Annotated in this window: 19 protein-coding genes, 3 tRNA genes and 1 other RNA gene; 14 read left to right on the forward strand and 9 right to left on the reverse strand. The window is 32.9% G+C overall.

Features of this window, described 5'->3' with window-relative positions; translation table 11 throughout:
* Positions 1 to 568: 568 nt before the first annotated feature.
* The 3 genes from HNP99_RS17095 to HNP99_RS17105 form a co-directional block, all read right to left on the reverse strand.
* A tRNA-Arg gene (locus HNP99_RS17095) sits at positions 569 to 642 on the reverse strand.
* A gap of 30 nt (positions 643 to 672) precedes the next feature.
* A tRNA-Pro gene (locus tag HNP99_RS17100) sits at positions 673 to 747 on the reverse strand.
* Between the two features lie 51 nt (positions 748 to 798).
* Positions 799 to 882, reverse strand: a tRNA-Ser gene (locus HNP99_RS17105).
* A gap of 241 nt (positions 883 to 1,123) precedes the next feature.
* Here HNP99_RS17105 and HNP99_RS17110 point away from each other — a divergent pair.
* On the forward strand, positions 1,124 to 2,302 hold the full coding sequence (locus HNP99_RS17110) for an acetyl-CoA C-acyltransferase (RefSeq protein ID WP_173854668.1): 1,179 nt from the start codon (positions 1,124 to 1,126) through the stop codon (positions 2,300 to 2,302).
* An 81-nt stretch (positions 2,303 to 2,383) separates the two neighbouring features.
* Positions 2,384 to 3,145, forward strand: coding sequence for a C40 family peptidase (locus tag HNP99_RS17115; RefSeq protein ID WP_173854669.1), 762 nt, complete (start codon positions 2,384 to 2,386; stop codon positions 3,143 to 3,145).
* 95 nt (positions 3,146 to 3,240) lie between these two features.
* Here the strand turns inward: HNP99_RS17115 and HNP99_RS17120 are convergent, their stop codons facing one another.
* Positions 3,241 to 4,443, reverse strand: coding sequence for an NAD(P)-dependent oxidoreductase (locus HNP99_RS17120; RefSeq protein ID WP_173854670.1), 1,203 nt, complete (start codon positions 4,441 to 4,443; stop codon positions 3,241 to 3,243).
* Positions 4,444 to 4,670: 227 nt separating this feature from the next.
* Between HNP99_RS17120 and HNP99_RS17125 the strand changes: the two genes are divergently transcribed.
* The 5 genes from HNP99_RS17125 to HNP99_RS17145 all read left to right on the forward strand — a co-directional run bounded on the left by HNP99_RS17125 (position 4,671) and on the right by HNP99_RS17145 (position 10,027).
* Complete coding sequence (locus HNP99_RS17125) at positions 4,671 to 5,867, forward strand: serine hydrolase domain-containing protein (RefSeq protein WP_173854671.1); 1,197 nt, start codon at positions 4,671 to 4,673, stop codon at positions 5,865 to 5,867.
* 90 nt (positions 5,868 to 5,957) lie between these two features.
* Positions 5,958 to 6,354: a transfer-messenger RNA gene (gene ssrA / locus HNP99_RS17130) on the forward strand.
* Between the two features lie 272 nt (positions 6,355 to 6,626).
* On the forward strand, positions 6,627 to 7,274 hold the full coding sequence (locus HNP99_RS17135; protein WP_173854672.1) for a helix-turn-helix domain-containing protein: 648 nt from the start codon (positions 6,627 to 6,629) through the stop codon (positions 7,272 to 7,274).
* 229 nt (positions 7,275 to 7,503) lie between these two features.
* Positions 7,504 to 7,884, forward strand: a complete 381-nt coding sequence (locus tag HNP99_RS17140; protein ID WP_173854673.1) for a hypothetical protein — start codon at positions 7,504 to 7,506, stop codon at positions 7,882 to 7,884.
* A 46-nt stretch (positions 7,885 to 7,930) separates the two neighbouring features.
* Entirely contained in the window at positions 7,931 to 10,027 is a 2,097-nt protein-coding gene (locus HNP99_RS17145; RefSeq protein WP_173854674.1) for a TonB-dependent receptor domain-containing protein, read from the forward strand.
* Between the two features lie 19 nt (positions 10,028 to 10,046).
* Here the strand turns inward: HNP99_RS17145 and HNP99_RS17150 are convergent, their stop codons facing one another.
* Genes HNP99_RS17150 through HNP99_RS17170 form a run of 5 tightly spaced genes read right to left on the reverse strand, consistent with a single transcriptional unit; the run spans position 10,047 to position 12,672 of the window.
* On the reverse strand, positions 10,047 to 10,511 hold the full coding sequence (locus HNP99_RS17150) for a methyltransferase family protein (protein ID WP_173854675.1): 465 nt from the start codon (positions 10,509 to 10,511) through the stop codon (positions 10,047 to 10,049).
* On the reverse strand, positions 10,508 to 11,107 hold the full coding sequence (locus tag HNP99_RS17155) for a class I SAM-dependent methyltransferase (protein ID WP_173854676.1): 600 nt from the start codon (positions 11,105 to 11,107) through the stop codon (positions 10,508 to 10,510). The genes HNP99_RS17150 and HNP99_RS17155 overlap by 4 nt, the downstream gene beginning before the upstream one ends.
* A complete protein-coding gene (locus tag HNP99_RS17160; protein ID WP_173854677.1) occupies positions 11,100 to 11,309 on the reverse strand; it encodes a DUF6132 family protein in 210 nt (69 codons plus the stop codon). The genes HNP99_RS17155 and HNP99_RS17160 overlap by 8 nt, the downstream gene beginning before the upstream one ends.
* A gap of 1 nt (position 11,310) precedes the next feature.
* Positions 11,311 to 11,688 (reverse strand): rhodanese-like domain-containing protein, encoded by a 378-nt coding sequence (locus HNP99_RS17165; RefSeq protein ID WP_173854678.1) that lies wholly within the window; start codon positions 11,686 to 11,688, stop codon positions 11,311 to 11,313.
* A gap of 3 nt (positions 11,689 to 11,691) precedes the next feature.
* Complete coding sequence (locus tag HNP99_RS17170) at positions 11,692 to 12,672, reverse strand: Tll0287-like domain-containing protein (RefSeq protein WP_173854679.1); 981 nt, start codon at positions 12,670 to 12,672, stop codon at positions 11,692 to 11,694.
* 212 nt (positions 12,673 to 12,884) lie between these two features.
* Between HNP99_RS17170 and HNP99_RS17175 the strand changes: the two genes are divergently transcribed.
* From HNP99_RS17175 to HNP99_RS17205, 7 genes are all read left to right on the forward strand, one after another.
* A complete protein-coding gene (locus HNP99_RS17175; RefSeq protein WP_173854680.1) occupies positions 12,885 to 13,529 on the forward strand; it encodes a peroxiredoxin in 645 nt (214 codons plus the stop codon).
* Between the two features lie 806 nt (positions 13,530 to 14,335).
* Positions 14,336 to 15,001 (forward strand): oxygen-insensitive NAD(P)H nitroreductase, encoded by a 666-nt coding sequence (nfsB, locus tag HNP99_RS17180; protein WP_173854681.1) that lies wholly within the window; start codon positions 14,336 to 14,338, stop codon positions 14,999 to 15,001.
* 18 nt (positions 15,002 to 15,019) lie between these two features.
* Positions 15,020 to 16,033 (forward strand): zinc-binding alcohol dehydrogenase family protein, encoded by a 1,014-nt coding sequence (locus tag HNP99_RS17185; RefSeq protein WP_173854682.1) that lies wholly within the window; start codon positions 15,020 to 15,022, stop codon positions 16,031 to 16,033.
* A gap of 9 nt (positions 16,034 to 16,042) precedes the next feature.
* Positions 16,043 to 16,525 (forward strand): cupin domain-containing protein, encoded by a 483-nt coding sequence (locus HNP99_RS17190; protein WP_173854683.1) that lies wholly within the window; start codon positions 16,043 to 16,045, stop codon positions 16,523 to 16,525.
* A 121-nt stretch (positions 16,526 to 16,646) separates the two neighbouring features.
* Positions 16,647 to 16,937: a putative quinol monooxygenase gene (locus HNP99_RS17195; protein WP_173854684.1), complete on the forward strand. Its 291-nt coding sequence runs from the start codon at positions 16,647 to 16,649 to the stop codon at positions 16,935 to 16,937.
* A gap of 405 nt (positions 16,938 to 17,342) precedes the next feature.
* Positions 17,343 to 18,143: a PGN_0703 family putative restriction endonuclease gene (locus tag HNP99_RS17200; RefSeq protein ID WP_173854685.1), complete on the forward strand. Its 801-nt coding sequence runs from the start codon at positions 17,343 to 17,345 to the stop codon at positions 18,141 to 18,143.
* Between the two features lie 162 nt (positions 18,144 to 18,305).
* The gene (locus HNP99_RS17205; protein ID WP_173854686.1) at positions 18,306 to 20,957 is read left to right on the forward strand and encodes a hypothetical protein; all 2,652 of its coding nucleotides are present in this window, start codon (positions 18,306 to 18,308) and stop codon (positions 20,955 to 20,957) included.
* Positions 20,958 to 21,029 lie beyond the last annotated feature (72 nt).

The following is a 21,029-nucleotide window of genomic DNA, read 5'->3' on the forward strand; positions in this document are numbered from 1 at the left end:
CAAACTAATTACTCCTTAATATATAGGTAGCAAAATCTAGATTCAAACACACCACTCCTCCCCTAGCCCTGATAGTAGCGGAAATCCTAGGGAGCCTCCCGATAACTATCGGGATTAGCGAACTAGATTGTAGCGGATAGCAGGAAATAGCTCCTGTAAATTAATAATTCATTTTTCAACACCTATATATAAAGATACAAAAAATAAAAATCTAAACCTTAACAACTATTCCATCACCCTAGCAATAACAGTAGCAGAAATCACAGCAAACCAATTTTCAACAAACTAGATCGAAGGGAATAACTACTAAAAACTACCCCTTTATTATTTTTAAATCCAAGGCAGGGCTATTTTATCAAATTAATCAACCTATAACACTTAGAATTTGGTTTCCCAGAAATTATTGAGACTATCAAAATCAACTAGATTACCCAGCGGCTGATTTATCAAATACCAAGAGTAAAAGTTACTGTAAAAAAGCAAAAAACTTGTTTTACTTTAAACCAACAATCCCTCACTTTTTTTCATAAAAAAAAAACCGACACTAAAATTAGTATCGGTTTTTAAGTGAAGGCAGAAGGATTCGAACCTTCGACCGCCTGCTTAGAAGGCAGGTGCTCTATCCAGCTGAGCTATGCCTCCATTTCTTTTAAAACTAATGGTAAAGTTTAGTCGGGGTGGCAGGATTCGAACCTGCGGCCTCCTGCTCCCAAAGCAGGCGCGATAACCGAGCTACGCTACACCCCGTGACATTTAGTTTAACAAATCAAACTAAATTTCAAATCTTCAATAAATATGCGGAGGGACAGGGACTCGAACCCTGGCACCGGTTACCCGATGACAGTTTAGCAAACTGCTCCATTACCACTCTGGCACCCCTCCAAGCTCAGAGAAACGTGTCTCGTTTTGCGGTTGCAAATTTAAGACATGTTCACGATTCTCACAAGTGTTTTGACGTTTATTTTTAATAAAATTTCACATTTTTTTTAAACCGCTTCACAATCAATTATATAGCAAAAAAATAATTTTACTTAATTTTAGATATAAATATAATCTGGCCTTTAAAATCATAAATTGTATAAAAAACATTAAATTTGCTACATAAACCAACATTATATAAATCATGAACAAAAGAGTTGTTATCGTTTCTGCAGTTAGAACACCTATCGGCAGTTTTATGGGGGGATTATCTACAGTGTCAGCACCACGTTTAGGAGCTATTGCAATTAAAGGCGCTTTAGATAGAATAAATTTAGATCCAAAATTAGTTGATGAAGTTTTTATGGGTAACGTAGTTCAAGCTGGAACAGGTCAAGCACCTGCTCGCCAAGCTGCTATTTATGCTGGCTTGCCAGATACCGTTGCCTGTACTACTATAAATAAAGTATGCGCATCAGGAATGAAATCTGTGATGCTAGCGGCTCAAGCTATTCAGTGCGGTGATGCTGAAGTTGTAGTTGCTGGTGGAATGGAAAACATGAGTTTGATTCCGCATTATATGAACCTGAGAACAGCAACCAAATTTGGTCCCGCTACAATGGTTGACGGTTTACAAAAAGATGGATTAGTAGACGCTTATGACAACAACGCAATGGGAGTTTGCGCTGACTTGTGTGCTACAGAATATAAATTCACTAGAGAGGATCAAGATAATTATGCAATTCAATCTTACAACCGTTCGGCTAAAGCATGGGACGAAGGTAAATTTGATAACGAAATAGTTCCTGTAGCTGTTCCGCAAAGAAAAGGTGATCCTATCATTATTTCTAAAGATGAAGAATATACAAATGTAAAAATAGATCGTATCCCTACGCTTAACGCAGTGTTTTCAAAAGAAGGTACTGTTACTGCTGCAAACGCTTCTACTATTAATGATGGTGCTGCGGCATTGATTCTAATGAGTGAAGAGAAAGCGATTGCTCTAGGATTAAAACCACTTGCTTTTATTAAAAGTTATGCTGATGCAGCTCAAGAACCAAAATGGTTTACTACAAGCCCATCTAAAGCATTGCCAAAAGCACTTGACAAAGCTGGAATCGCAATAAGCGATGTCGATTATTTTGAATTCAATGAGGCTTTTGCTGTAGTCGGACTAGCTAACTCTAAAATTTTAGGATTAGACAATGATAAAGTAAACGTTAACGGTGGTGCTGTGTCTTTAGGACATCCTCTAGGTTGTTCAGGTGCTAGAATCATTGTAACTTTACTTAATGTTTTAGAGCAAAATAACAGTAAAATAGGTGCTGCTGCGATCTGTAATGGTGGTGGTGGAGCTTCGGCTATTGTTATCGAAAGAAACTAAATATCTAAAATTATAATACAAGGGCTATAAGCAATTTTCTTATAGCCCTTATTTATTTAATAACTTATAACAGCATCGTAAATGTTCGGAATTTGTAATCTGGCTATAATCCCACTTCGGTTTGAACCAAGTGACAGAAGTGAAATCGTTTCCCAAGTTTTATTTGGAGAGCACTTTGAAGTTTTAGAAACACAAAAACAGTGGTCTAGAATCAAAATGCACTATGATGGATATGAAGGCTGGGTTGACCCAAAACAATACCAAAGCATAACAGCTTCGCAATTTGAATTATTATCAAATGAGCCAATTGTTTTGAATGGGGATTTAATCGAATACATTAACGCACCTGATAATTTATTAATGCCAATTCCTCTAGGTGCTTCTTTATCTTTCTTGAATAAAGAAGCTATTAATAGTAGCCAATTTGATTTTGAAGGCGCAATAACCACTGGTATTAAAGACAAAAACAACTTAATAGCAACTTCCTTTTTATATTTGAACGCACCCTACTTATGGGGCGGTAAAACACCTTTTGGAATAGATTGTTCTGGCTTTACGCAAATGGTTTACAAACTCAATGGTTATAAATTACTAAGAGATGCGTCACAGCAAGCTACGCAAGGGGAACCTTTGAGCTTTATAGAAGAGAGCGAACCTGGTGATCTAGCCTTTTTTGACAATGATGAAGGGAATATTATTCACGTAGGCATTATGATGGAGAACAACTACATCATTCACGCCAGCGGAAAAATACGCATTGACCGCTTAGACCATTTAGGAATTTACAATGCCGAAATTAATAAACACACTCATAAATTAAGAGTAATCAAGAAGATTATATAATGCATCTTATGACGCTTTCGCGAAAATATTCCAAATAAAAAGAGACGTTAATTGTTTAGATTAGCGTCTCTTTTTTTTATTCTTTTACAGTCTCATTATTTACCGTCAACATAATCTTGTAAATAACCAAACTTCTCAGTTAATTTTCCGTTTTCTGTCATTTTGGCTCTAGCCAAAATTCCGTCTTTATCATTATTGAAAAAAGCAGGAATAACATGCTCCATAAACATCGCTCCAAAACCTTCACTAGCATCTTTTGGTAATTCGCAAGGTAAATTATCTACCGCCATTACTACAATTGCAGCAGGATGAAAAACATCTACCTCTTTATGCCCTGAGGGTAAATAACCATAAAAAGGCTCTGCTATAGTTGATGAACGCAACGTAGAAGCTATAGGTCCATCAATATCGCAAGACACATCTCCTATTATTTTTATTTTAAAATCGTTAGCTTGTATCATTGTTCGAGTCAGAATATCTGGGGCACTATTACCATGAAAATGACCCGTAATTAAAATATCCGAAACCTTAGTAAATCGTTCAAAGTTTCCTATATATTCTTGCGGATTAGTATAGAAATCTTTGCAATCAATAACCTGACCATCAATACGCTTATTATAATCTAAAACATCAATTTGTACATAGACTGCTTGCGCATAATTCTTAGTCAAATAATCCTCAACACTAACTTGCTTAATTTTTATAGCATCTAAAATTTCTTTGATCCCACCTCCTACTTTACCTCCACCAGTGACAACAAATTTTATTGGTGGAAAAATAATGCGTTTCAACTGCTTAATCAAATCATCTTTTCCTGAAAGCGTTTCTGCTTTTGGTAATTTAAATAATTCGAATTTCACCCCAAAAGCACGAATTGTATTATAAGCTCCCACAATTCCGGCATACCTACCAAAACCAATTAACCTTTTATTTTCAGCATCTACAATGGTTTCATGATCGTACAAATCAATTTTTTTATCTAAAACCGCTTGCAATAACTTCTTATTGTAAGGTTGTTTTTTAATAGTATGCGAAAAAAAGAAATAACCTTTATTTGCAATTAAATTTTCGATTGGAACTTCCTTAACACCAAATAAAATATCACACTCACTAACATCATCAGACACCTCAATTCCTAAAGTAAGATATTGCTCATCAGAAAAAATACGAATATCCGAACTCTCTACTTTAATAATGGCGTCAGGATACTTTTTATTTAACTGAACTAATTCATTAGGTGAAAAAACGACACGCCTGTCTGGTGGACTTTTTCTTTCTTTTATAATTCCAAATTTCATATTTTTGCTACTTTCTAATTTGATTGTAAAACACTTCAATTGTTACAAATATAACACTTTAAGCTGATTTTGTTTTATTTTTATAAAAATACTATCTATTACTTTTGGTATAGGTTGAAGTCTGCAAATTAAATTTGAAAAACTGCAATAAAATACTGTTAAGGTTAAAAAAAACTACAAAGAAGAGCAATCGATTCAATATATTTGCGTTTCAATTCAAAAAAATAATGATCCTTATAAAAAAAGTAAATATACTACAAATACTCGTGCTATCAGCAGTTTTGAGTGGATGTAACCAAAAAAATAAATTAGATAAAAATCCACAACAAGCAGCAAAAGATACTATAACCGAAATTCTAAAAGAAGGTCCTAAACTTACCAATGAATTTATTGCAGCCAAGAAAGTTGCCATAGGTCATTTCTACGCTAAAAACTGGCCAAACAACACAATGAACGGTAGTTTTCTTGTTGCAAAAAACGGACAAATAATTTATGAAAAATATGAAGGCTTAGCTAATTATAAAACAAAACAGCCTATAGATAGCGTTACTCCTTTACACCTAGCATCTGTTAGTAAAGTGATGACTGCAACGGCTATTTTAAAACTAATTGACACTAAGAAACTAACTTTAGATCAAAAAGTGACAACGCTTTTAAAAAACTTTCCATATCCTGATGTTACGGTAAAAACATTATTAAATCACCGATCTGGAATGCGAAATTATGCGTATTTCACTGAAAAAAAAGGAATTTGGGACCGTCATAAAATACTTAGTAATCAAGATATACTAACGATTATGGATACAAAGTCTATTGACTTAGAATTTAAGACCAACACTCGTTTTAGCTATTGCAATACAAATTATGCTATGCTGGCGCTAATAATCGAAAAAGTTACTGGTTTATCTTACGGTCAAGCAATGAAAAAAATTGTCTTTGATCCTTTAAATATGAAAAACACCTTCGTATTTGATTATGAGAAAGACAAGGAGACAGCAACCCCATCTTATAGAGGCAATTTCTCTAAGTTTAATTTGGATTATCTAGATGCCATTTATGGTGATAAAAACATTTACTCTACTCCTAGAGATTTATTAAAATTTGATCAAGGTCGTAATTCCCCGTTATACTTCAACCCTAAGTTATTAAAAGAAGCTTTTGTAGGCTATAGCAATGAACATAAAGGAAAAAACAATTACGGTTTAGGGATGCGCATGATAAATTGGCCAACAGGACAAAATTTCTATTTTCATAACGGTTGGTGGCATGGCAATACGTCAGCATACATCACATTGCCTAATGAAAGCGTGACAATTATTGCATTGTCGAATAAATTTACGCGCACTACCTATAAAGTGCGTAACTTATCAGTGCTTTTTGGTGATTATCCTTTTAAAATAGATGATGAAGGTAAAGCGGAATGATAATTACCTTATAATATATGGAAGTGTATAGTCTATTTTTGTAAAAAAAGAATACCTTTGCACTCTCAAATTTATTTTGAATATTAAAATGGGGTCGACTGGTTTTGACAGCAAGTCGAATTGAGAAGTAAGCACGCCGAGCATTGAGACCTTGCTCGTAAATATAAGATCTTACAATTTTACACGGCGAAAATAACTACGCTTTAGCTGCATAATCCGAATTATAGTACGATTACGCCACGTTCCTATCAGATAGGAAAGCTGGATTCTCCTTGAAAGCCTTGGTTTGTGGCGTTCTATTCAGGAGAACCGTAAAAATAGACCTAGATTTCCATAAGCTTCGGGTGGATTTCAAAATTAAGAAGATAAGTGATGAGTGGCTGTTTCTGGCCTACCTCATTATCGAAAATCCAATCAGAAAATAAGCGCGTAGAAAGCCTTTTAGTTGCTTGTTTGGACCCGAGTTCGATTCTCGGCGACTCCACAAAAAAGCCCCGTAAACCCAGTGTTTACGGGGATTTTTATTTTACTTATCGATATTCCTCACTGTTTTTATGTTTAATAATAAACATGATTAATAAAAATTTTTTTTCACACACTAACTACTTCTTATTTATTTAGCAATGAAGGAATAATTAGTAATTTATCAGTGAAAAAAACATCAATTTAACAATGACTTCAGTTTCTCTTTATTGAAAAAAATAGTGCAACCCTACTCCGTAAAGACCCCATCAATTCTTTATATATTTTCTGAATAAAATGGATTCTAGCATTTTAATCATTAAGCTTTTGTGGCTTGGGCGATATGTTTTGGTATTCGAAAATGACTTTTTTGCTTTAAGATATCAGAATTATCAACTTAGTGAATTTTCATTTTTAAGCTATCGACATACTCAGCCATATTTAACCATATCTGCAGAAAAATTCAATCATATTGAATCTATAGCCGTTTGGATGTTAAGGAAGTTCAATAGTATCGAAGTTAATTTCGAAAAATCCTTGCGTTCGTTACTTAATATTATGTTGATAGATCTCAATAGATTATTTGAACCTGCAAACAAAAACGCAGAATTTAGTCAATCACTGCAACTTATTCACCACTTTGAAGTGCTAATTGACAAGTATTACAAAGAGAAGCATTTCGTTAAAGATTATGCTTCTCTTTTACATGTTCGACCTAATTACCTAAATGCCATTTGCAATGAGGTAACTAGCAGTTCTGCTGGTGATTTAATTAGAAACCGAATTCTAATTGAAGCGAAACGCTTGCTTATTCACGAAAAAAAGACAGCCTCTGAAATTGCCTACGAATTAGGTTTTGTAGACAATTCTTATTTTGGACGCTTTTTTAAAAAATATGAAAATTATACTCCAGACGGTTTCAAGAAAAAGTATTTAAAAAATTAGCCTTTTGATCTAAGCAAGAACCACAATTAAAGAGCTACACTGTAACAAATGTCACAGTACAATCTATCTTAACTATCTATCTTTACAATATATTAGCGATATCGATTTAACAGTAAAATAAACTATTGTTTTTACTCAAAAGAATCTGATTTTACAAATATACACTCCTTTCATGTTGCTTATATTAAAGAGCAAAACAACCTTGAAAATCGCATAACTTTCAACAGGAATGAACAAATTAATTCAAAATAGTCTTCTCTTTTTAATCCTAATTAGCATTGTATGTTTTAATTTGAAAACGACTATTTTACAATTTGAATATTCATTTTTTAACGAAAGTTTTACAGAGCAATTTTGTCAAAATAAGGCAAAACCAGAACTGAAATGCAACGGTAAATGTCATTTAAAAAAAATTAGTAAAGAACAAGACAATCAGGACTCATCAAAAAAATCATTTGCAGACAATGAAGTTTTGTTTTTATGTCCTTTGACTGCCTATGCAAGTACTTATTTGATTCCTTCACAAAAGAAAAAGATATATTCTAAAAAAGATTTATTCCAGGTTCACATAAACTATCCGCCAGAACATCCTCCTCAAAACTTGGTTTAACAACGCAACAGCTTAATAGCTAGAATGTTTAATCAAATTTATTAAAATGAAAAAAATTATCTGTGCCTTAACGATATTAGGCGCGCTAAACGGTTATGCTCAAAAAGCACCACAAAAAATAGACTCTATCAAGGTGACGCTGCTTAACGAGGTCCTAGTTAGTGGTTCGTCTATAAAAAATCCCGCTCAAGTTATTGTAAAACAAGACTTCTCTGAAAAAGTCGTACAACCTAAAAATTCAGGTGAATTATTTGAAGATATCAATGGCTTTCATCTCATAAAAAGAGGAAATTATGCGGTAGACCCTGCTTTTAGAGCGTCACAATACGAGCAACTCAATGTTCAGATCGATGGCGGAACCAAAGCATTTCATGCTTGTCCCAACCGTATGGATCCTGTGACTACCTTGGTTAATCCTGAGGAAATTACTAAAATCGAAATCATAAAAGGCCCATTTTCTGTTCGCTACGGAAACACTTTTGCAGGACTTATTAATTTAGTTTCAAAATCTCCAGCCAATAACGCTAAGCTCCTTAGTGGGAGTCTTTCTTCAGGATATGAAAGTAATGGGAACTCTATGGTAAACATGTTTACTTTAGACAGTAAAATTAAGAAGTTCGACTTTTCTGGAAACTTCAGTTATCGTGATTATGGGAACTATGAAGACGGAAATCAAAACGAAATTCCGTCCTCTTTTAGAAGTATTAGTTATGGCTTAAAAACGGGTTATCAAATTTCCGATAATCAACGTTTGCAAGCTACTTTACGACAAAATTTTGGTCGTGATGTGCTTCATGCCGGCTTACCAATGGATACGGATGAAGACAATAGTACCATGGTTAATTTAGATTACAAATTAGAAACTAACAACACCTACTTCAAAGGATTAACTTCTAAGGTTTACTACTCGTATGTAGATCATATTATGACCAATTCACGAAGAGCTTCTTTTGCAAATTCAGAAGCAGTATCAAAAGTAAATGCTTTAACTTATGGCGGGAAAATTGAAACAGAATGGAGGTTAGGTTCTAAAGTCAATTTGTTTACCGGAATTGATATGGTTAATTTGTCTCGAGAAGGCGGCAGAGATCGATTGGTCAAAGTTAATATGATGGGAAACACCCTTGCTACACCTATAGCTTTCTTTGATAAAGTTTGGCAAGACAGTTACTCGAATGACTTTGGTTATTTTGCAGAAACAAAAATTAAAGCTTCTGATAAATCTTGGTTGACTATTGGTTCTCGCTTGGATTTTATTACTTCAGACGCTAATGATTTAGACCCAACTTTTGCTGCTTTGTATCCATCTTTAGAAAAAAGAAATGAAACATTGTATAGTGGGACAGTATCATATCAATACCTTTTTAATCCGAATTATAAAGTAGAAGCTTCTTTTGGTCGAGGAACTAGAGCTGCCAATATAGAAGAACGCTTTATTTCCTTTTTTAACATTGGGAGAGATGCTTATGAATACGTAGGGAATCCAAATTTAAAACCTGAAGTCAACAATCAATTTGAACTGAGTTTTGACGGAAAAACAAACTTAAAAGGTTTCTTTAATGCTGTTCAATATGGAACATCAGTATTTTATTCTATTTACGAAAACTACATTCTAGGCGTTGTTGATACCTCTTTAACTCGAAAATACAACTCGACTACGCCACCTGTAAATCCTAAGGTTTTCAGGAATATAGACAAGGCTTTAAAGACGGGGTTTGAAGCCTACGGAAATATTACATTCTACGAGCATTTTAATTTTGGAACAGAGGTTTCATATACCTATACCGAAAATAAAGATTTTAATGAAAGCTTGCCACTAACTCCACCTTTAGTAACGCGTTTAAAATTGAGTTATGAATACAAGAAGTTCTGGGCCAAAGCATTGTACACCTTAACAGCCAAACAAAACAAAATTTCTACTAGTTATGATGAAATTACTACCGCAGGTTATGAAGTGATGGATTTAAACATTGGTTACAAGCCTATAAAATCAGTCTCTATTGGAATGGGACTTTTAAATGTGTTTGATCAGTATTACAACAATCATTTAACCTTTGCTTTCAACAATGTAGCCGGTTTTGGAAGAGTTCCTATTACGGAACCTGGTCGAAACTTTACACTCTTTGTAAACTATAAATTTTAAAACTCAAAAAAGCCTCAAGTTATTCTTGAGGCTTTTTGATTTTAGGGGAAAATCGGTTTACTTTTTTCTGATACTCTTTATAATCAGAAAATTTTTGAAGCAATTGTTGCTCTTCATATTTTGTTTTGAAATAAAATAAAAGCAATAGTACGAAAGCAATAACTAATTTTAAAAATGAAACTTTATAAAAGGCATATCCAAACGTAAACAAGATAAGTCCTGTGTAAATAGGATGCCGACTAAGTTTATACATTCCAAAAGTGATTAACTCAGAATCGGTTTTAGGCGTTGGAAAAACAGTTAAATTTTTGTTGAGCTGCAAGACCGAAAGTGCTGAGATAATAAAACCTATAATGGCAACTACCAATCCTAGCATTTTTAATGATTGTGGAAGATCAAAAGAGGGTAAAAAATCAAAAGCATACAATCCAAATAGCAGGAATTGTATGCTTACAAATAAATAATCTTTCCAAGTTTTCATCATTTTTTCTTGCCTATAAATCGAACAACTGATCCTTTACCTTGATGAAAAGGTCCTTCACTTAATTCGATAATTTCTGTTTTTAAGAAATCGAAGTCAACGTTTTTAAATTCGGCTTTTATCTCCTCTTCAGAAAATAACATCTCAAGATCTTTTGGCCCGCCAGAAGGATATTGCAATTGTTCTTTGCTAAATGCCTCAAAAATGATTACTCCATTCGGTTTTACCAATTCTTCAATTTGCTTGTGAATGGTTGCACGAATAGCCTTTGGAAAATGAGCATAAATAAAAACCGCTCCATCAAAAGAAGCGGGTTCAAAATCTAATTCTTCTAGTATTCCAACGCGATAATTAATCTCTACACCTTGATCTTGAGCTAGCTTGTCTGCCTTTTTTTTACCTTCGATACTCGTATCAAAAGCAAAAACTTTGAATTCGTTTTTTGCTGCAAAAACGGCATTACGACCTTCACCTTCCGCAGGAAATACTATTTTTCCGTTTTCAGGCAATTTAGAAATCATTTCGATTAAAAATTGATTGGGCTGAATCCCGTAGGCATACTTTTCTTCAGCATATCGTTCGTTCCAAAAATCACTCATTATTTTCTTTCTTTTTTGGTGAAGTTACAAACATATTAAATAACAATCCACCCATTAAGCCACCATATAAAGTACTATTCATAGGCTTTGAGGTAATGGCACAGGTTCCTGTCGCACAGCCTACAAAATAATAATAGGCATAGCCCGCAATCAAACCTACCACTACTCCAACTCCTGTATAAATATATTGTTTTTTCGTCATTTTAATTGCATTTTGATTCGCCTCCACAGCAGGACTTTTTTTCAATTGTAGTTTCCCCTTTTATAGGATAACCTTTTTGAGCCCATTTTGAAAGGCCCTTTTTCATTTGTAACAAATTGGTAAAGCCATAATCACTTAACATAGTTACTGCTTGCAAGCTACGCTCACCTAATAAAGACGCCACAATTACTTTCTCCTCTTTTGGAATTTCGTTCATTCTTAAAGCCAATTGACTCATTGGAATGTGCAAAACACGCGGAACATCAAACGAGAACTGATTAAATTCCTTTTCTTCACGAACATCAAGTAATAGATAATTTCGCTTAATTAATTCTAATGTGCTTGTTGGGCAAACCTCTTTTATTCTTAACTCTTCCATAACTTATTTTTTATCGAATACAATACTCCAAATTCCTCTTACTTCATTCTCGCTATACCCTGTTGCCAAATCATTTGGATACAACCCTTTTATTTTCATTTGTACCTCTGGTCTAATATTTTCAGCTGTACCATGACATTGCAAACACATGGCATTAGTTGGTATTGGGTAATAAAAATGTACTTTATCGCCTTTTTCTACTATGACCGGTTTAGAGTCAATATTAGCTACCAAATCTTTCTTGAATTTCTTGATATAAATCAATTCTTCGGCATTTGCTTTATTGTTTGGATTCCTGTTTTTATCAGAAACTCTTTTAATTGTCGCGTGGTAATTCACAGACATACTATCTGTTAAGGGTATCGCTTGTACGTTACAAAAAGCCATTGCTTCTATAGTTCCTTTCTTTTGGATGGTTCCCATCAGGTTTTTGCCTAATATTTTTTTGGTTCCTAGAGCATATTCTAAACCTATATCTTCATAAGTTTTATCTTTTGCTACAGCAACAAACTCTTTACCTGATTGTTCCCAACCGCTGTTTCCGTGACCTTGCCAATGCTCTTGAAACCACGTTGGCGCTTGCACTTTATAATCATACATAAATGCTGCAATTTTTACGGTAGCACTATCAGGGAAAACTTGCTTTGGCATCACACCAAATTTTCTCACTGCTCCATATAGTAACGCATTATCATCTGTGGGATTTGCTACAAATTCAGAAATTGCTTTTATAAATTCTGCTCTATTATATCCTTCTTTATCAATATATCTCGCTTTGATTGCAACAAAGGGCGGTGCGATTCTACCTTCCTCCTCGGCTGCAGTAGGACTATGACAGGTGTAACAGTGCTTCTCCATTAAATCTTTGGCCTCTTGGGGTTGATAAACAAAACTAGTAGTGTTGTCAATATCTTGATAAGGGCGAATCTTTTTATTACAAGAAAAAAGTAAAATTGCTGATAAAAGTAGAAGTATGCTTTTCATGATTCGTTTTTAAGTTCATGTAAAATTATTTATAAATCATCAAAAGAAGTGTAACATTTATCACATGAGGCTTTTAAATTAAAATAACTAAAAGTAATCGAAATATATAAATACGATAAACAAAACTAATGAAGTGTAACTCTTGTCACATAAAATTCATTGCGTCTGTACTAAGTTTGTAGTATAAAATAATCAATAAAATATATAGTAAAATGGAAGATCAAATAATTTCAATGCCGAGAATTGGTGATATGGCTCCAGATTTTGAAGCGGTAACCACTACAGGAAAAATAAAATTTTCAGAATATAATAAAGGAAGTTGGGTGGTGTTTTTTTCACATCCTGCTGATTTTACTCCAGTTTGTACCACCGAAATGAGTGGGTTTGCTCTTGAAAAAGAGTTCTTTGCAAAAAACAATACCAAATTAATGGGATTAAGTATCGATAGTATTCACTCTCACATAGCATGGGTAAATGCTGTGAATGAAAAAACAGGCGTTTTATTCGAATTTCCGATAGTGGCAGACATTAGTATGGAAGTTTCAAAAAAATACGGAATGCTGCAACCAGGTGAAAGCGAAACAGCTGCAGTAAGAGCTGTTTTTATCATGGATCCAAAAGGTAAAGTGCGTTTAATGATGTACTACCCATTAAATGTGGGTCGCAATATGGCAGAGATCAAGCGTTCTCTACTCGCACTACAAACATCAGATGAGTATAAAGTTGCAATGCCTCTCGACTGGCAACCTGGCGACAAAGTAATTGTACCCGCTCCAAAAACAGTAGAGGAACTAGCAGAAAGAAAAAACAGTGATTTAGAAATGGTAGATTGGTATCTGGCCAAAAAATCTATTTAATAGTGGTAAATAAACAATTTGATTAAACCGTCTCAATAGTATTTTGAGGCGGTTTTTTTTTGTTCGTCCTAAGTACTAATATTCTACATCGCCATTGAAAAACATGGCTATTGGGTTAACTAATAATTTACATAATTCATGAGGGATTTTTATAATTTATTTTATGATTGTTAACGATCTTGTCATTATATAGATTGACCTTTTTTGTTTTTTATAATTTATAAAAAAGGTATAATTGGAAGAAAAATAATCAATAAAGCAAACTTATCAAAACGCTATAAAAAGTTGATAATAACAGATATCGAAACCTTTAAGGAATGAAATTTCAAAAGGATAATCTATATTTTTTCCAAAAGCAGTCGATGATTTATAGTTTAATTTATAGGTTAAATAACTAGAATCTAATTCGAATAGATATTCACAATTTCGAAAAACAAACTTTTAACCCACGCCTACCTACACATCATCTCATTTGAAATTCTGAATTGTCGTGTTGCACTACTTTTTAATGATTTTAGACAAATGACTCGAATCGGTAAAGCCCAGTTACAACAAGGATATTCTACTCCATTAACTATATGCATAGTGATTATCACTTTACTGTTTTTATAACGTGCAAAGTTTATCCACTATAATTAATTATCTAACTATACTTTTTATAGTAAATTTTATTAACTTAAAAAACTATATATCAGTATATTAGAAATCAGTAAACATACTATCCTTTTTGACCGTTATTGTGTGTTTTGAATACTATGCTTACTTTTGTCCCTATAAAAATGATAGTATAATAAAATAATAACAAAATGAATTTACAAGAAACATTAAACTGGAGATACACCACGAAAGAATTTGATACTACCAAAAAAATATCTGAAACAGATATGGCACAGGTTAAAAATTTATTACGAATGAGTCCTTCAAGTGTAAACCTGCAACCTTGGCACTTTATAGTTGCTGAAACAACTGAAGGAAAAGCACGTATGACAAAAGGAACCCAAGGTTTTTTTCATTTTAATGAACCAAAAATAACGAATGCATCAGCAGTTGTATTGTTTTGTTCAAAAACAAGTGAAAGTGCAGATGACGCCTATTTTAATCACCTTTTAGAGGTACAAGATAAAGACGGAAGATTCCCAAATGATGACATAAAGAAAGGAATGCAAGGAGGAATGAACGCTTTTGCTGACATTCATAAATATGACTTAAAAGATTATCAGCATTGGATGGAAAAGCAAGTATACCTTAACATTGGTAACTTTTTGTTAGGAGTTGCCACTTTAGGTATCGATGCAACGCCAATGGAAGGTATTGATATAAAAGCTTTAGATGAAGAATTCGGATTAAGAGCAAAAGGATTCACCTCTTTAGTGGCTGTTTCAATTGGTTACAGAACCGCATCTGATTTTAATTCAACAGAAAAAACACCAAAATCTAGATTACCACAAAGTGAAATTATCACTGTAATTTAATTTATAAAAAATACGAAAATGAAAGCAATTGGATATAAAGAAAATTTACCTGTAGAAAATGTAAAATCACTACAAGATGTAACCGTAGAAACGCCTAAAGCAACTGGAAGAGATATTCTTGTCGAAATCAAAGCCATCTCCGTAAATCCTGCTGATTATAAAGTACGTGCTAATATGCCTGCCGATGGCGACAACTGGAAAATCATTGGTTGGGATGCTACCGGAATCGTGAAAGAAGTAGGTGAAAACGTGACTTTGTTCAAAGTTGGAGACGAAGTAATGTACGCAGGTGACATCACACGCCAAGGAAGTTATGCTGAATATCAAGTAGTAGACGAGCGCATAGTGGGTAAAAAACCTTCAAGTTTATCGTATGCCGAAGCTGCTGCTTTGCCATTGACTTCTCTTACCGCTTACGAAATGTTGTTTGACCGATTAGAAGTGGCTAAGGATGACGCTAACAAGTCAATTTTGGTTATTGGTGCTGCTGGTGGTGTGGGATCAATTTTGGTTCAATTAGCCAAGAAATTGACAAAACTAAAAATTGTCGGAACCGCTTCACGCGAAGAAACGACTGAATGGTTGAAAGAATTGGGTGCAGATACCGTAATCAACCACCAAAATAAATTGAGCGAAGAATTCGAAAAATACAAGCTTGCTGCTCCAGATTATATTGTAAGCTTAAATGCTACCGAACAACATGCTGAAGAGATTGTAAAAGTGATCAAACCACAAGGAAAATTTGGTTTTATTGATGATCCAAAATCGTTCAACATCATGCCTTTCAAAGCGAAATCCGTTTCTACACACTGGGAATTTATGTTTACGCGTTCGATGTTTAAAACCGAAGACATGATTGGTCAACACAATATCTTGAACGAAGTAGCCACTTTGATTGACAACGGAACGATAAAAACAACCTTAGGTGAGAATTTCGGAACCATCAACGCCGAAAAGTTGCGTAAAGCGCATGCCTTCTTGGAAACAGGAAAAGCAAAAGGTAAAATTGTTCTAGAAGGTTTTAACAACTAATAATAAATAATGAAATTAAAAATAGCGATCGCAACTGCGGTTTTGATAAGCGCATGTAGCGTTCAAAACACAGCGGCACAAGTAAACACCATAGATTCTGTTGCAACTTCAAAAGTGCAGCACTTCAATTTCGACAAAATGAAGTCAGAAACTATTGGTGACGGAATTCAGCGCAAGTGGTTTCATGGAGAAAAGGGACAAATGACGCTTTTTAATCTCGAAAAAGGAGCTCATATTGCGTGGCACAAACACCCAAACGAGCAAATTACCTACATCATGTCGGGTAAGGTCAAAATTAAAACGATCATCGATGGCAAGGAACAATTTGTAGAAGTTGGTGCTGGCGAAGTAATTGTTTTCCCCGAAAATGTACCGCATGAATTTTGGGCTTTGGAGCAAACCGTGGATCTAGATGTACATGTACCTGTGCGCGAAGATTGGCTTTCAAAAGAAGTTCCAGATTACTTGAACAAAGCAAAATCGGATAAATAGCAATATAAATGCAGCAGATGGATTGGCTTTGCTATCCAAATTTAACTGAGAAGAGAACGTTAAATTAGGCAGTAAAGCCATCTGAAAGCTGTAATTTTGTTACCATAAAAATAGACAAATCATGAGTAAAATAACTGTTGTGGCTAAAATTGTAGCCAAAGAAGAAAATAGAGAATTGGTTAAAACCGAATTACTAAAACTAGTTGCCAGTAGTGTTCAAGAAGCGGGTTGTATCAACTACAACTGCCTTCAAGACAATGACGACGCCAATACATTTACAATGTATGAGAACTGGAAAGATGGTGAGGCACTTACTTTACACGCTGCAACGCCTCATTACGTAGCGTTCCAAACTGCGGCCAAAGATGCTATTGCCGAATTTGCAGTGAACAAAATGACTATGCTTGCATAACTAATACTAGATTTAATTTGAAAAAGGAGCTTTTGCGACCAATGTGAATACATGGTCCAAAAGCTCTTTTTTTTGTTTATAATTTAATAATTGTAATTGTTTTTTTTTGGAGCTATTTCCAGCCCCCGACGCTTCGGGGCGTTACAATCTTCTGGCAAGGCTGAAAAACGCCTTCCCAAAAGGATTTCCACTGCTATCTGGGCTAGGGGTTTTGGGGATGCGAGGGATATTTTTTTTACATAACTTTTTCTTTAGTACATTTAATTTGTATATTTTTCCATTGTTTTATCTTACATTAGCGTAATGAATATAGTATCATACTTGTGATATATTTACACCTAAAATTGGGTGGCTTTGTATTGTTTTTTAATAAGTATAGACGAGTTGGTTATAACAATTGAGCAAATGAAAGATAAAAGAGAATATTTCGAAGAAAGAATAGTCAGACAAATCGGTTCTGTAGCTGGAAGAAAAACAGTTGCAAATATCGTCGATAATTTGATAGAAGGTGTTACTCTAGATTTATTCGAAGAAGATTTCAAAAAAGGTAGTGGAAACGAACTTGAAGCAAAATTTCGAGCCATATATTCTTCATCTGCATTAGCAGCCAACAATTTTTCGATTATCAAAAAGAAACCGTTTTCTTTTCACTTTCTAAACAAATCTGGATTTGAATTTTCTAGCTTCGAAAGACAATTCCCAACAGGCTTAGGTGGCTTTCCTCCAAATATCGATTTTGTTTTGGAAAATTCTAAAGATATAGTTGCTTTTGAATCTAAATATTTAGAACATTTGACAAAAAAGCCAGTTAGCTTCGCTTTATCTTACAATAAAAACAGATTACCATTTTTAAGTGAATTTTGGTTTAAGTTAATTGAGAATTATCGTGGCAAGATCTTAAGGTTGGATGTAGCACAATTAATAAAACACTCAATTGGATTAATAAGATATAATAAATCTCTTAAAGAGAAATCTAAAAAAATAACACTAGTTTATATTTATTGGACTCCAAAAAACATGGAATCGTATGATTTATTTCAAAGTCATTCCGACGAATTAATTGAATTCGAAAATGTAATGAATGAACAAAATGATATTAATTTTATTAAAATGACGTATCAAGAATTCTGGAAAATGTATGAAAATGATAAACAACTAAACGAGCATTATTCTAAAGTTAAAAGTAGATATGACATTGTAATATAAACATTTCTCAGTCCGACGGCTGTTTTGATATAGCTAGAGTTTAGTTGAATTACCGTTCCGCATGAAATTTTCGTTCAGCCGAATAACTATCGTTACTAAGTACACACCATTTCAAAATGGCCAAGCGTTACCTACTACATTACTAAAAGCAACAAATTTAAAATGACAATAAAATTATCAGAAAAATTTGCAGATAAACATTTAGATTTAATAATAAATAACATCTATAATAATTTTAATAAAAATAAGAATGATAAATATATTTTTGACTTAACAGAAGTTGGATATATAGCTAATCAAGAATTATTAGTTCTTTCATCCCTTTTTTTACTTTTTATTAAAAATGAAATTGAATTCGAAATTTTACTATTCAAAAAAGGAATCTCAGTTGTTGAAATTCCTCCTAGAGTAAGAAAGCAAATTATTGAACTATGGAAGGTATGGGAAATATGGAGAATAATACCAAATCAAGAATATATTAAATATTTTGGCTTAGATGGTAATGCTATAGAAAGATTACAAAAGGAAGACAACTATTACCCAACTAAAGCTGAGCTATATGGCAGATACGGAGTAACTCCATTTATGCCTTTAGACTTTATAAATAATTATGATGCAAATGAAATTCAACAAAGAATTAATGGAGTGTTTAAGTTATCTGAAGCTGTAGAAGAAATATTAGAGTCAAATAAATGTTTTCATCCTTTTACAAGCAATTCTCTAAGTACTATAATTTCTGAGGAACTATATTTAAATTTTCTAGATCATTCATTACAATCCTCATTTAAAGGATTTGCTCCTTTCGCTTCTCTCAGTATTTCATTTAGGAAAAAGTACAAGGATGAAATAAAATATCAGAATAAAAATAATTATCAAACAGAACAGATACCAGAAGCAAAATCATTTTTCTATAATTCAGTTACTAAAGAGTATCACAATAGAGGGTATATTGAATTTTCTTTTCTTGATTTTGGTTCAGGAATTCCTGAAACACTTAAAGAGAAGGCTCAAAATGCAACCGATAATGAAATACTAAAATTTGCTTTTCAACATAATTCCTCTAGACATCCAATTACTATTGTAGATGATAAGCCTGAGAATTACATACCTAGAGGCTTGTTTGATGCTCTAACAATTGTTCGGAGATATAAAGGACTTTTGATTGCTAGAAGTAATTACGGAAAATTACTTTATGATTTCAGTGAAACAGATGATATAGAAAAAGCATATACTACTTTTGGAGATAGCCAACTCTTTTTTCCTGGAACATTAATCAGTTTATATATTCCAGCTATTGAAGACAAAATTTCAATTAATGAATCAAGCATAAAGCCTGAAACCTCCTTTGAGTATATTAATCCAAAACATAAAGTCTATGTAAACGTAAATGAAGTATTAAATGGCATACAAACTGGTAAAGAGTATTTATATAGTCATTCTTTACAAGCATTAAGAAAAGCAATTTTATTTAACAATGATGAAGCCACAATAGTATACTTAAGTTTTCTCGGTTATAAAATTGAAGATAGAATAGCGCGAAAGATTTTAATCTACCTACTGACTGACTATGAAATAAATATCAAAACTAATGTTGTATTAATTCACGGACCAAAAGAAGAGATAATAGATAGTGTGTCGACAATTATTAATTCTTTAAACTCAGTTTATAAAAAGTATAAAATTCATCCTTTACCGATTATAAATTATAAAAGATCTAACGATGAAATTCACATAAAATGGCTTGGTATATATGATAAACCTGATATAAAAAAACTAGATAACTTATTATATTCAGAATTTTCATTAGCAAAATCAGACTTTAATGAACCCTCTAATATTGAAGGACATATTCTGTCATTTGACACCCATGGTAACCTGTTGTCTAATTTTCCTAACAGAGGAGATTTAATTAAGATATTTAAAGAAGAAGAAGACACTATTATTGAAAAGAACTTTGAAAATCTATTAGATCATAATGAAGGCATTGTTCACGATAATGGAGTCGATTTATATTTATGTAATGGTAATTATTATCAGAAAGAGTACATAGAAATTAACAACATTATTAATAGCAAAAAAGAATTAGAAAACCTGACTAAAATCTTTTTTAAAAAATTACAAACAAAAATTGATAATATTGACAATGTTCATTTTATAGGTATTACTTCAACTAGTAATAAACTGCTACAATCAATCATAGATTTAAATTTAATTTCAAAAGAACAACATTGGAGTTTTGACAATTATGAATCATTTGATGCGAATACAAATAGTTTATCTGCTAATACTGAAGTAGAATATATATTAATATGTGATGTAATATCTACAGGTTTTTTAACTAAAAAAATTGAAAATAGATTAATAGAATTAGGAGCTAAACTTAATTATGTTGGTGTTTTAGTTTCTGTCATTGACATTAGTTTTAGGAATACAGATGGTAGTTTAGATGATTTTTTTAGACGAACAATTAGCTTGTTGGATTACAAAATCGATAAGTATGAAGCTGAAGATATTAAAGCAGAGATTATTAATAAAAATATCATAAGAATTAATCCACATACAAATATACCTATTAGGTTAAGCTATAAAGAAACTAACTATCGTGATTCAATAATATTTCATTCAGATATAAACTATAACAGAGATTCAAATGAAATTATCTTTGAGAATGAATTTCTTGATACTGTAGCAGAAGAAAATTTAAAAGTTGGTTATTACAAATTTAATAATGTAATTCATCCTTACTTTTTTGATACTACACCAATATTAGAAAATTTGAATATAGATCTACTCACTACTATCCGAAAGTTTTGAATAAAATCTAAAAAACCTTTGGTAGGTTCTGATTTTGTTTGTTTTATTGTTTTTTACTGAGAAAATAAGTCA

It is taken from the genome of Flavobacterium gelidicaeli, assembly GCF_013294005.1.
Classification (GTDB): domain Bacteria; phylum Bacteroidota; class Bacteroidia; order Flavobacteriales; family Flavobacteriaceae; genus Flavobacterium.